This is a genomic window from Paenibacillus sp. FSL L8-0340 (assembly GCF_038593145.1).
GTDB lineage: Bacteria > Bacillota > Bacilli > Paenibacillales > Paenibacillaceae > Paenibacillus_AQ.
On the sequence record NZ_CP151967.1, the window covers coordinates 3943781 to 3956859 of the forward strand.

A 13079-nucleotide genomic window follows, 5' to 3' on the forward strand; every position below is an offset into this window, starting at 1 on the left:
ATGAGTGAAGAGACCGCAGAAACCGGACTAGAGATTGCTATCATTGGCATGAGCGGTAAATTTCCGGGCGCGGATAATATCGAGGAGTATTGGAATCTGCTGATACAAGGCACATCCTCGGTAACCCAATTCAGCTTCGAAGAGCTTCGGGAACAAGGGATTTCTCCAGAACGTTTGAACCATCCCGATTACGTCAAAGCGAAGCCTTACCTGGGCAACGTATACGATTTTGATGCTTCTTTATTCGGATATGCCCCCTGGGAAGCCGAGAACATGGACCCCCAGATCCGTCTGTTCCACGAAATTGTCTATCATGCGCTAGAGAATTCGGGCTATCACCCCGACCGCTATGACGGCCAAATAGGCATGTATGCCGGGGCCCCGCTCGACCTGAAATGGACAAGTGATCATTTGTCCCGTCACGGAGACGGAGAAGATGTGCTGGAGTCGGGCATCGTGTCAAGCAAGGATTTCTTAAGCCAACTGATTTCCTACAAGCTCAATCTGACGGGACCCAGCTACACCCTGTACACCGCCTGTTCAACCTCACTCGCAGCAGTCCATCTGGCTTGCCAGGGTCTCCTGCTTGGAGACTGCAATCTGGCCGTTGCCGGGGGGGTGACACTGGAGCAGCCGGGCAAGTCGGGTTATCTCTACCAGGAGGGCACTATTTATTCTAAAAGTGGCGTTTGCCGCCCTTTCGACAGCCGGGCCGATGGCACCATCTTCGGAGAAGGCGCAGGCGCGGTGGTGCTTAAGCGCCTCTCGGAAGCTATAGAGGACGGCGACCATATCTATGCCGTGATTAAAGGCTCGTCGAGCAACAATGACGGGCGTCGAAAAGTAGGCTTTGCTGCCCCCAGCCTGGAGGGCCAGAAGGAGGTCATCCGCTCGGCCTGGAACCTCGCCGATATTGAACCGGATACCATCGGTTACATCGAAACCCACGGTACCGGCACCAAAGTCGGTGACCCGATTGAATTTACCGCCTTACAGCAAGTGTTCGGGCAGGAGAGCCAGCACCGGCCCATCGGCTCGGTCAAGGGCAACATCGGACATCTTCATGCCGCTGCCGGGATTGCCGGCTTGATCAAGACTGCTTTGTCTCTGGAACGGGAGTTGATTCCGCCGACAGCCAATTATGCTGAACCCAATCCGCTGCTGGAGATGGAGAAGTCGTCCTTTTACCTCAGCCGGGAACCTGTGGCGTGGCCTAGAGGGAAGCTGCCGCGCCGCGCAGGCATCAGTTCGTTTGGCGTTGGCGGCACCAATGTCCATCTAGTTCTCGAGGAGCCGCCTATCCGGGCACTCAGTGAGCCGGCGGAGCTTCCGGCGGTTCTGCTTCTCTCAGCCAAAAGCCCTGCTGCCCTGGAGCGGATGCAAGGCGAACTGGCAGATCATTTGGAGAACATCTCAAGCAGCGTACCGCTGGCTGATGTTGCGTTCACGCTGCAAATGGGACGGGGGCAATTCAAATACCGGCTAGCCTGTGCTGCAGCGCAGACGGAAGAGGCTGTCCGCCTTCTAAGAGGTTCTGAAGGTGTTGGAATGATTCGATCTTCTCAGGAGCATATCAACCGTCCGGTGGTGTTCATGTTCACAGGCCAAGGCTCGCAAGTCATGGGGATGGGCGCAGAGCTGTACCAGCGCCATCCGTCCTATCGCCAGGAAGTGGACCGGCTGTCGGAGCTGCTGCGGCCGAAGCTTGACCTAGATATCCGCCGCTATATCGGCGTGGCGGAGGCCAAAGCTCTGACTCTTGCTGGCACTTCCTCCGATTCGGAGCTAGACCAGACCTGGCTCGCTCAGCCCGCATTGTTCGTTTTGGAATATGCGCTTGCCCGTGCCTGGATGAAGCTGGGCGTCCGCCCTTCCCACATGGTGGGACACAGCATCGGGGAATATGTTGCGGCAACACTCGCCGGGGTTTTCACCCTTGAGGATGCTCTCGATATTGTTGTGGCTCGCGGACGACTGATGCAGTCCGCCCCAGGTGGAATGATGTTAGCCGCAGCTATCCCTGCATCTGAAGCTCGCCGTTATGTCAGTGCAGACGTATCGCTCGCAGCTATTAACCAGCCGGGGTTATGCGTATTCTCAGGCGACGAAGAAGAGCTGCGGCTGCGGCAGGAGGAGTGGAGCCAAGCGGGGATATTCACAGCAAGGCTGAACACCTCTCATGCGTTCCACTCTGCACGGATGGATGCCATTCTGGAGCCGTTCGGCGAAGTGCTCCGCTCCAAACACCTGAATACCCCCGAGCTGCCGTTCTATTCCTGTCTGACCGGAGAACCTGTCACTAGCGAGATGGCAGTGAATCCCGAGTATTGGACCGCGCAGCTTCGCGGGACGGTGAACTTCTCGGCGATGATCAGCGGCTGTCTAGCCAATGAGGACAATGTCTTCCTTGAAGTAGGCCCAGGCCAGACATTATGCCGTCTAGCGAAAGCTCAGAGCGGAAGTGACCGGCTGGTGCTGTCCAGCCTGGGGGCCACGGCAGCAACAAGTGAAGCAGTCGTTTTCGTGCAGACCTTGTCCCAGCTATGGCTGGCCGGGGTACCCGTCCAGTGGGAGCAGCTCTATCCGCCGCAGTCCCGCCGGCGGCTGCCCCTGCCTATGTACAGCTTTGACCGGCAGACCTATCTGCCTCGGCCAACGCTTCCAGGGCCGCTCCCGGCGGCAACGGCGGAGCAGGACATTTCCTTGCTCTATCTGCCTGCATGGAAGCAGGAACCGCTCCCGGACGCACCAAATAATACCCGTTCGCATCCTCGAACCTGGCTCATTCTGCGGGGAGAAGGCCGGGCAGTCAAGCGATGTAAAGAACAGCTTGTTGAACAGGGAGACCGCTGTATCGAGGTGCTGGCTGCCGCGCAGTATCGACGGCTAGCACCGGATCTGATCGAGCTGAATCCGGTCCATGCCGGGGATTACCAGCGGCTTGCCGATGACCTGCGAAGGGACGGCATTGTCATCGACCGCATTCTCCATACCTTGATGCTGGAAGAGCAGCCGCAGCCCGGAATTCCGTCCGCTGCAGAGATGACGGGAGCAGCAGCAGCCGAGCGCGGATACCTGTCGCTCATTCATTTAGTCCCCGCCCTGGATAAGGATCTCTGCGGAGCGCAAGTCCAGCTAACAGTGGCGGCCAGCCGGATCTTTACAATCTTCGGAGCAGGAGGAGGTGAGGCGGAACGACGGGCCATCCTTGGGCCGCTCCTGACCTTGGGCCAGGAGCAGCCCGGCTGGCAGGGCCGGCTGGTTGACTTCCAGCCTGAGGAGCCCGAAAGACGTCTGACAGACAAGCTTTGGCTGGAGCTGATATCGCCGCCCCCCGGTACTTCGATAGTAGCCGCTTACCGGGGCGGGACGCGGCTGGTTCAAGCTTTTGAACCATTTACAGCTCCAATTCAATTGGGCGAGCCAGCTATCTCCTCCGAAACAGCGGCAGCAACACCCGGGGAGGTTTATCTGGTCGTCTCTCCCGCTGGTGGCGCGGAGTTGATCCGCAGCTTTTTTGCAGCCCGGCCTGGTGTGGAGGTCATAGCATCCGAAGGTCTCGGAACAGATCAGCTTCGCCAGGCCATTGCCGCAGCGGCTGGAATCTGCGGCCGGATTGACGGGGTGGTATACGAACCGGAGCTGCAAGCCTTGGAATGGCGGACACTTGCGGTGTTGTCTACGGCGGTGAACCCCAAGGTTCCAGCGCCCCGCACCTTCCAGGAACTGAACAAGCTGCTGCAGAGCTGCGGTGCTGAGATCGGTTTTGGCTGGCTATTATCCTCCTTATCTTCCGTAGTTGGCGGACTGGGCCTCACCGAACTGGCAGCGGCGGCAGGCGTGCTTGATGCCGCTGCGGAAGATGCGGGCAGCGGGAATATCCCCTGGCTGTCGCTGAGCCGGGATTTCATCCGCAGCACGGCAGCACCGGGTCCGGGCATTACCCGGGAACAGGAGTATGTCTTATATGAGCAACTGTGGCCGATCCGGGGACAGATCAGCCGGGCTATCATTTCTGCCCAGCCTCCAATATTCCGGTTGAAAAAAGCCTCAGAGGGACAGCCACTTCCGGTGGAAGCCCATCCCTCTGCCCATCCTTACGATGCTGCGGGCAGTCGTGAGCGCCCGGCTTATCTGGGGGCATACAAACCTCCAGTGACGGAACAGGAGGCTATCATCTGTGAGATTATAGCCGAACTGCTTGGAGTACATCCGGTGGGAGTGGACGACCATTTTTACGATTTGGGTGGACATTCGCTGCTGCTGACACGACTCCTGTCACGAATTAAGGATGTGTTTCGCACCGAACTGCCGCTTCGTACCGTGATGGAGAATCCAACAGTGGAAGGGATGATCCACAGCTTGGTGAGCGAGTGGGGAGATGCCGGAACCGTAGCGGACATTGCAGATGCCTACCGGGAATATCAACGGCTGACCTATGAAGGTGTACAGTGAGCAGAATTTAGGACGGAGGAAGAACGATGGAACAGAGGATTGGCGTTGTAGGCTCAGGTGTGATGGGAAGCGGCGTAGCCCAGGTCTTCGCTCAAGGAGGGTACGACACGGTAGTTGTAGATGTATCAGAAGCGCAGATGCGCCGAACCCGGGAGAAGATCCGGGAGAGCCTTCGTTTTCAGAAAATGATGACGGGTGTGGCCCCGCGGGAACGTGCCGAGGTGGTGCTGGACCGCATCCGCTTCACCCAAGAGATCGAAGACCTCACTGCGTGTTCGTTCGTGGTGGAGAATGTGACCGAGAGCTGGGAAATCAAGCAGAGGGTATACGAACAGCTTAACAAGGTCTGCGCGAAGGATTGTATTCTGGGGGTCAACACGTCGGCGATTTCAATCACCCGAGTTGCTGCATTGGTGGAACACCCCGAACGGGTTGTCGGGATTCATTTCATGAATCCGGTGCCGCTCAAACCTATGGTTGAGGTCATCAAAGGATACCATACCACCCCGGAGACGCTGCAGATGACGCAGGAAATGCTGGGAACCCTCGGCAAGCAAAGTGTAATTGTTGACGACTCGGTCGGGTTTGTGACGAACCGGGCGATGATGATTTTTGTCAATGAGGCCATCTTCATGGTGCAGGAGCAGGTGGCTTCTCCGGAGGATATTGATATTTTGTTCAAGCAGTGTTTCGGGCACAAGATGGGCCCTTTACAGACAGCCGACCTCATTGGTCTGGATACCATTCTCAAGTCACTTGATGTGCTGTACGAAGGGTATAACGACAGTAAATACCGCCCTTGTCCCTTGCTCAAAAAAATGGTCGATGCCGGGCTTCACGGTATGAAATCCGGTCAGGGTTTTTATTCTTACAATTGATTACAGGAGGCTGATCCCTATGAATCATGAGGAAATCAAAGCACAGGTGACTACATTTCTTACCCGCTCACTGCGTACCAAGGAACTTAAGGAGGACGATAACATCCTGGAGCTGGGCCTTGTGCATTCCCTGTTCATGATCCAGTTGATTATGTTCATCGAGAAGACCTTTCATCTGGAGCTGGAAGAAGAGGATTTGGACATGGAAAATATCAAGACCGTCCGCGATCTGGTAGTTCTGATTGAACGCCATCAACCTACGGGAGCTGAAATCTAATGACTACGCCGCTAAAATCGACCTCCGTCCCTACCGCCCTTACCGTCCGCCAGTTTGTTGACACGCACATCCTGCCGCAGGCCGCCCAGATGGATCAGGAGCAGGAGATTCCGCGCGTATTGTTCACTGAGATGGCAGCCGAAGGACTTACAGGCCTTGCGATTCCAGAAAAATATGAGGGAACTGCCGTCAACTACGCCACACTTGGAGCCATTCATGAGGAATTGGGCCGCGGGTATGCCTCGGTGCAGAATGCCTGTACTGTGTTCGGCATGGTCTGCAAACCGCTGGCGCGGTTTGGGTCGGAAGCCCAGAAGCAAAAATGGCTGCCCGCCATCGCGGCTGGCGAGGTAATTCCGGCGATTGCAATCACCGAACCGATGGTGGGCAGCGATATTGCCAAGCTGGAGACGGAAGCGGTGCAGGAAGATGGACAAATCATCCTGAATGGCCGCAAAAAGTACATCACGCTCGGGCAAATCGCCGATTTGTTCCTGGTGTTCGCCCGCTTGAACGGGCGCGGGGTCGCTGTACTGGTGGAACGGGGAACTCCCGGTTTGCAGATTGATCCAATGCGGGGGCTGATGGGGCTGAGGGCCAATATGGTTGCCGAGCTGACCTTCGAGCATTGCTGTGTGCCTGTGGAAAATTTGGTTGGCAAAATCGGCTTCGGCTTCACCCATGTGGCGAACTATGCGCTGGATGAAGGCCGTTACACCACCGCCTGCGGCAGCGTCGGGTTGGCACAGGCCTGTCTGGAGCAAAGCATCCAGTATGCCGGTGAGCGGTTCCAGTTCGGTGAACCCCTGCGCAAGCATCAGCTTGTGCAGAAGATGCTCAGCGAAATGATTACGGAGTCCAAAGCCGCCCGCGAGCTCTGTGCCGCCGCCGGGAGACTGCGGGAGCAAGGTGATCCGGCGGCTATCACAGAGACCTTGGTCGCCAAATACCATGCTTCCAAAACGGCTGTCCATGCAGCAGATCATGCCCTGCAAATACACGGCGCTTCAGGCTGTATGAGCGGCAATCCGGTAGAACGGTTCTACCGGGATGCGAAGATTATGGAGATTATTGAGGGGACTTCACAGATGCATGAGCTGCAAATAGCACGCACCTTCCGTTTGTGACACAATGCCGCATCTTTGGCAGAAGGGTGAGGATCGGATGAACCATCAAGCAGACCTGGCTTTATTATTCCCTGGATCAGGGTCCCAATATAAAGGAATGATGCGGAGCCTCTATGAATCCTCAAGCAGGGTGCAGGACACCTTGCATGAGGCAGATGAAATTCTCGGTTTTGAATTATCCCGGCTGATGATGGAGGGCAGCACGGTCAAGCTGAACCGGATCGGGCATATGCTGCCGGCCATCTGTGCGGCGAGTGTTGCCCATTACCGCCTATACCGGGAGCAAGGCGGACCGCTTCCAGCCTACATGGCGGGACACAGTCTGGGCGAATATTCTGCACTAATCTGCAGCGGTGCCTTGTCCTTCAGGGACGGGCTGATGCTGGTCCGCTTCCGTGCCCGACTGGCGGAAGCGGTTATGGAAGCCACGGACGGCGCCATGAGTATTATGAAATCGGTTGATCCTGCACAAGTCGCATTGCTATGCCTGAAACTGCAAGCTGAAGGGCGGGAGGTCAGCATTGCCTGTCAGAACTCCCGCAGCCAAATCGCGGTTTCCGGTCAAGACGCTGCACTGGTCGAGCTGGAGCAGCGGGTAACAGAAGCGTCAGATTATGCACAGATCAGCCACTTGATTGGAAGCGCCCCTTATCATTGTGCTCTAATGCAGCCGAGAGCCGCTGAAATGACGGAGGAACTGCTCAAGTATAACTGGAGCCTTCCGGCATGTCAGCTTCTGTCCAATGTAACCGGACGGCCTTATACATCTATCCAGGAAATGCAGGGGCTGCTGGCGCAGCAGCTATACAAACCGGTGCTGTGGCAGAACTCCATCATGTATCTGCTGGAGAACGGTGTTCAGACATTCATTGAAATGGGTCCGCAAAACATCCTCAAAACACTGATGCCCGAAATTTCTGGGCAGACCCGTGTATATGCCCATGATGAAAAGGTGGACCGGATGACCATTAGAGATCACATAGCTGCGTCTTCAGCCATTCCTGTGCCCAGGCACAAGGCTGAGACAAGTCCACCAGCCGCAGATTTGCGGCTTAAAGCAATAAGCATGTGTCTCACCCATGCCATGACCACCCGCAATAACAACCAGGCTGATGTTCCGGTTATGCCGTCCTTGGAGCTGTATACGGAAGTCAAACAGATGAAGCATGAGCTTGATCAAGGGGAAATAGCACTTGGAGAAGAGCATGTTGCCCTGGCAATATCCATGCTGCAGGCTGTGTTTGAAGATAAGCGTACCCCGGACAGTGAACGGGAGCTTCGATGGCTGCAGATCAAGGAAAAGACCGGTGTGGAGCGGCAAGCAGAGATTACTCCCATTGCAAGGAGGGGACCGGAATGAGTCTGCCTACTGTAGAAAACGAATTGCTGCATACACTGCGCGGCTTCAATGATACCGCTGCGCCTTATTCACAGGACACCACCATTGTCCAGCAGTTTGAAGCACGCGTGGCGGAGCAGCCGCTCGCACCGGCTGTATACGTGAAGGAGGCCATCTACACTTACGGGGAATTGAACCGTGCGGCGAACCGGCTGGCTCATGCGCTGCGGTCCAGCGGTGCCGGAAACGGGTCGATTGTCGCCTTAATGCTTGAGCGTTCTTTTGACATGCTGGTTGCCATATACGGTGTACTCAAAGCCGGAGCTGCATATTTGCCGCTGGATCTGGAGAGTCCGTCTATGAGGCTGCAGACCATGCTGTCTGACAGCGCCCCGGGCTGGGTCATTACGGAGGGTGGCGTTTCCCGTCCGTCTGTGCTGCCTGCAACAGCAGAATGGGTCCCGCTGGATAGTCTGGCAGACCGTGAACTGCCCGAGACGAATCTGCCGGACGGACCAGAGCCAGGTGACTTGGCTTATGTAATCTATACTTCCGGTTCCACCGGCAACCCCAAGGGTGTGCTTGTGGAACATGATGCCTTGACCAACCGGATCGAATGGATGCAAAAAACCTTCCCCATTACCCGCAAAGATATCCTGTTCCAAAAAACAGTATATACCTTTGATGTCTCGGTCTGGGAACTGGTCTGGTGGTCAACCGCAGGCGCTGCGGTCTGTCTTCTGCAGCCGCGCAAGGAAAATGATCCGCGCATGTTCGTGAGACTGATCGAGAAAACAGGGATCACTGTCATTCATTTTGTTCCCTCCGTATTGCGTTTGTTCCTTGAATATATCGGCAGCGATTTTGCACTGGAACGCTTGCGCAGCCTGCGGTATGTCTTTTGCAGCGGAGAAGCGTTGACCGTCCCGCTGGTTAGTCAGTTCTATCATACCTTCCCGCCCGGACAAGGATTGAAGTTGATCAATCTCTATGGTCCTACGGAAGCAGCGATTGATGTAACCTATCATGTCTGCGAGCGGAATGCTCTGGACAAGCCAGTTCCCATCGGACGCCCCATTGACAACATCCGCTTGTATATTCTGAGGGATGATTTGACGCTTGCATCTATTGGAGAGACAGGACAACTGTATATCTCAGGAGTGGGGCTGGCACGCGGATATCTGAACCAGCCACAGCTAACGCTGGAGAGATTCGTGCCCAATCCCTATGAACCCGGACAGCGCATGTACCGTACAGGCGATCTCGCCTCATGGACTATGGATGGGGAGGTCATGTACGCCGGACGGGAGGACGATCAGATCAAACTGCGGGGACTCCGCATTGAGCTGGGTGAAGTGGAGAGCTGTTTGCTCCGTGCAGCCCATGTAAAAACCGCCGTTGCCGGGGTGCGCATAGGTGATGCCGGGGAACAATTCCTAACCGCCTTTGTGGTTGCGGCTGCGGGCGCGGAGCCCATTCCGGAACAGGACAAGCTGCGGGCGCTGCGCGCCGAGCTTGCTTTGTATTTGCCTGCGTATGCGATTCCGTCAGAGATCATCTGGATGGATGAAATTCCACTGAAACCAAACGGCAAGGCAGACCGGAGCCTCCTGCTTGCCATCCACGGGGGTAAGGCCGCACAAAGCTAAGGGGGCGGAATGGAAGATGATAAACAACGAGCTGTATGACAGATTATTGCGCAACAAAGGCATTTCAGTTCCGGGGAACAAGCACACCGCAATTCCCCGTACAGGAGAGTCTGGTTCCTTCGGTTTGTCCCCCGCGCAGCGCGGGATCTGGTTCCTCCAGCAGCTGCATCCGGGCAGCGCCGCCTTCAATAACAGCGCAGTACTGAAGATCGAAGGGAACCTCGACACAGACTGCATGCGGGCAGCACTGCACTCCCTGCTGGAGCGCCACGAACTGCTGAACGTGAATTACAGACTGCACCAGGGCGAACCGTGCGCCTGCCCTCACGCAGGAGACTTAGCTTTTGAAATATTGGGAGCGGAGGGCGGCGGCAAAGCCACTTCTTCCGAATGGCTGCATGCCGAAATCACACGCATTGCAGGCAGTCCGATAGACCTGGAGCATGATCCGCTAATTTCTTTTACACTGCTGCAGGTGGGTGAGCAGGAGCATATCTGGATCATCCGCATGCACCATATTGTAGCGGACGGCTGGTCGAAGGGGATTCTCCTTCGTGACTTCACACGTCTGTATGGAGCAGAGTTGGACCGGACAGCACCAGACTTGCAGCCGCTTACGATCCAGTACCGGGACTATGTACGGTGGCTTGAGAGCCGGAGTGAAGATACGGCGTATGCACGGGACCTGGCATTCTGGCTGGATAAGCTGGAAGGTGCGCCTCCTATGCTGGACATACCCGCCGATTTTAAACGGCCAAGCTCTATGTCGGGCTTGGGAGGGATGGAGTCGTTTCGGATAGAGCCTGACGTGTATGAGCGCATTGGCAGCTTTTGCCGGAAGGAACGCTTATCGGTGTTTCATTTCCTGCTGACCGTCTTCAAGACGCTGCTCTTCCGGTACTGTGCAGAAGAAGATTTACTCGTCGGAACACCGGTAGCCGGACGGACAAGAACCGAGCTGGAGCCGCTGATAGGGATGTTCGTGAATACTGTGGTAGTCCGTACGCAGCCGCGGGACGACCTGTCTTTTATAGACTATGCAAGGAGCGTTCAGGAAGAGGCTTTGCTGGCTTTTGACCATCAGGACCTGCCGTTCGATCTGCTTGTCGAGAGACTGAACCCGGACCGCGAGCGAAGCGTACAGCCTGTCTTCCAGACCATGTTCCAGCTCGATAATCTGGAGATGCCTGTTATGGAAGCGCAAGGTCTCCGCTTGTCAGCCGTCCCGCTGGACATCGGAATTGCCCAGACTGATCTGTCCGTATCCTGCTGGGAGGAGGACGGAGGACTGAGGGGGACTTTTGAATTCAGCTCCGATCTGTTCACAAGAGCAACGATGAGACGAATGATCGGGCATTTTATCCGGCTGGCGGTGGCAGCTCTGGAAGATCCGCAGGAGACGCTTGGACGGATCAACCTGCTGGAGGCTTCAGAAGAGAAGATGATTTTACAGACATGGAACGAAACAGAGCAGCCAGTACCGGAACATGGATTTGTAAGTTGGATCGAGCACAGAGCTGTCCAAACTCCAGAGAAATGCGCGGTGCTTGAGGGAGAACATGTACTTAGTTACCGCGACTTGAATCAGTGGGCGAACCGTCTTGCGGCACAGCTTTTAGACAAGAGCCTGCACGCGGAGACGCCGGTAATCGTCTGCCTTCCCTCCTCGGGACGTTTTGTGGCAGCTGCACTTGCCGTATCCAAAACAGGAGGAGCAGTGGTGCCCGTTGATCCTGCGATGCCCCGGGAGCGTATCCGGCAGATGGTGGAGGAGCTTGGCGACGTGTATGCACTTAGTGATTCCGTCCATTCCGAGTTGCTGCCGCTCCCGCCAGAACGAGTGATCTTGCTGGAGGAACAGATCCCAGTGTTCGGTGAGCAGGACGAGCGGGGACCAGACAATGGATTATCGCCGCAGACGCTCGCTTTTATCATCTTTACTTCCGGTTCGACAGGGGTTCCTAAAGGAGTCCTTCTGGAGCGGCGCAGCATCGACAATCTGGTCCACTCCTTTCTTTCATCGTACCAGGCGACGGACTTGGATCGTCTGCTGCCCATTACATCGGTTGCTTCAGCCAGTTTCATCGGAGAGTCGCTGCCGATTCTGGCTGCCGGAGGGACACTCGTCTTGCCGGATACCGAAACAATGCTGCACCCGGGCAAGCTGCGGGCCTACATGGAGCGGCATCACATTACGATCCTCAGCACCGTACCCTCTATGGTTAGGCGTTTGAATAGCGACGGCGGAACCTCTTCCCTGCTTCGCCTCATTCTGAGTGGTGGAGAGACTTTGCAGTCCAGCCATGTGGATAGGCTAAGCGGAATGGATATTGCCAACGGGTATGGACTATCAGAATCCGGCGTGTGCAGTACGTATAAGTTACTGAAGCCCGGCCAGGATGGGGAGCAAGCCGTTTCCGCCTCACTGGGCAGACCGGTAGCCAATCAGCAAGTCTACGTGCTGGACTCTCATTTACGGCCGGTTCCGATTGGGGTCAAGGGACAAATCTGCATCTCTGGACATGGCTTGGCCCGCGGATATTTGAATCGTCGTGACTTGACCGAAGCGGCATTTGTTCCCCATCCGTTCCGTCAAGGCGAGCGGCTGCTTCTGACCGGAGATACCGGATATTGGCTTCCCGGCGGCGAGCTTGCCTTTATCGGCCGCAGCGACCGGCAGGTCCAAATCCGCGGGTACCGGATTGAGCTAAGTGAAGTAGAGCGGCATTTGTGCACGTTCCCGGAAGTCGAGGAGGCGGCCGTGCATCCTCAGCCCGATTTTGAAGGCAACCTGCGGCTGATCGCATACTATACGGTCCGCAGCCAAGCGAGCATTATCGGCCAGCAATTGGCGCATTGGCTGGAGTCGCGGATTCCTTCATATATGAAGCCAGCTGCTTATATTCAACTGGAGCGTATTCCCTACAATGCCAATGGCAAGCTGGAAGTTTCTGCCCTTCCACACCCTGGCGAGAGCCTTGCCCGTAGCGGGGCCGCCTATGAACAGCCCCAGACCGCCACTGAGAAAAGCATTGCAAAGGTCTGGGAGGAGATTCTACAGCTCCGGCACTTTGGCGTGGAAGACAACTTTTTTGATCTGGGCGGACATTCGCTGCTGCTCGCCAAAGTGCATGACCGGCTCAGCCGGGAATTCCCCGTTCCGCTGACGCTGGTGGATTTGTTCAAATACCCGACGGTCCGTTCACTCGCCGGATATCTCAGCGAAGGCTCGCGCGATGCTCTGGGGACTGACATTTACGAGACGGCCGCGAAGCAAAAAAACGCATTTCTCCGTTACCGGAAAACAGCTTCTTCCGTAGCGGTTCGCAGCACCATAGAGAAGGAGGAATAGAT

7 protein-coding genes are annotated in these 13079 nt (G+C 56.1%); all 7 read left to right on the plus strand.

The window, feature by feature from the left end:
* Genes NST07_RS17575 through NST07_RS17605 form a run of 7 tightly spaced genes read left to right on the plus strand, consistent with a single transcriptional unit; the run spans nucleotide 1 to nucleotide 13077 of the window.
* A complete protein-coding gene (locus tag NST07_RS17575; protein WP_342479864.1) occupies nucleotides 1–4455 on the plus strand; it encodes a beta-ketoacyl synthase N-terminal-like domain-containing protein in 4455 nt (1484 codons plus the stop codon).
* Nucleotides 4456–4481: 26 nt separating this feature from the next.
* Nucleotides 4482–5333 carry a 3-hydroxyacyl-CoA dehydrogenase family protein gene (locus NST07_RS17580; RefSeq protein ID WP_341093376.1) on the plus strand — a complete coding sequence of 284 codons (852 nt, stop codon included), beginning with the start codon at nucleotides 4482–4484 and terminating at the stop codon, nucleotides 5331–5333.
* A 19-nt stretch (nucleotides 5334–5352) separates the two neighbouring features.
* Complete coding sequence (locus NST07_RS17585) at nucleotides 5353–5610, plus strand: acyl carrier protein (protein WP_341093377.1); 258 nt, start codon at nucleotides 5353–5355, stop codon at nucleotides 5608–5610.
* Nucleotides 5610–6737: an acyl-CoA dehydrogenase family protein gene (locus tag NST07_RS17590; RefSeq protein WP_342479865.1), complete on the plus strand. Its 1128-nt coding sequence runs from the start codon at nucleotides 5610–5612 to the stop codon at nucleotides 6735–6737. Before NST07_RS17585 ends, NST07_RS17590 begins: the two co-directional genes overlap by 1 nt.
* Before the next feature lie 37 nt (nucleotides 6738–6774).
* Nucleotides 6775–8097 (plus strand): ACP S-malonyltransferase, encoded by a 1323-nt coding sequence (locus NST07_RS17595; RefSeq protein ID WP_341378724.1) that lies wholly within the window; start codon nucleotides 6775–6777, stop codon nucleotides 8095–8097.
* The gene (locus NST07_RS17600; RefSeq protein WP_341378725.1) at nucleotides 8094–9725 is read left to right on the plus strand and encodes an amino acid adenylation domain-containing protein; all 1632 of its coding nucleotides are present in this window, start codon (nucleotides 8094–8096) and stop codon (nucleotides 9723–9725) included. The genes NST07_RS17595 and NST07_RS17600 overlap by 4 nt, the downstream gene beginning before the upstream one ends.
* 16 nt (nucleotides 9726–9741) lie before the next feature.
* On the plus strand, nucleotides 9742–13077 hold the full coding sequence (locus NST07_RS17605; RefSeq protein WP_342479866.1) for an amino acid adenylation domain-containing protein: 3336 nt from the start codon (nucleotides 9742–9744) through the stop codon (nucleotides 13075–13077).
* Nucleotides 13078–13079 lie beyond the last annotated feature (2 nt).

Coding starts and splice junctions, on each gene's coding strand:
- NST07_RS17575 (WP_342479864.1), top strand. CDS start 1: ATGAGTGAAGAGACCGCAGAAACCGGACTAGAGATTGCTATCATTGGC.
- NST07_RS17580 (WP_341093376.1), top strand. CDS start 4,482: ATGGAACAGAGGATTGGCGTTGTAGGCTCAGGTGTGATGGGAAGCGGC.
- NST07_RS17585 (WP_341093377.1), top strand. CDS start 5,353: ATGAATCATGAGGAAATCAAAGCACAGGTGACTACATTTCTTACCCGC.
- NST07_RS17590 (WP_342479865.1), top strand. CDS start 5,610: ATGACTACGCCGCTAAAATCGACCTCCGTCCCTACCGCCCTTACCGTC.
- NST07_RS17595 (WP_341378724.1), top strand. CDS start 6,775: ATGAACCATCAAGCAGACCTGGCTTTATTATTCCCTGGATCAGGGTCC.
- NST07_RS17600 (WP_341378725.1), top strand. CDS start 8,094: ATGAGTCTGCCTACTGTAGAAAACGAATTGCTGCATACACTGCGCGGC.
- NST07_RS17605 (WP_342479866.1), top strand. CDS start 9,742: ATGATAAACAACGAGCTGTATGACAGATTATTGCGCAACAAAGGCATT.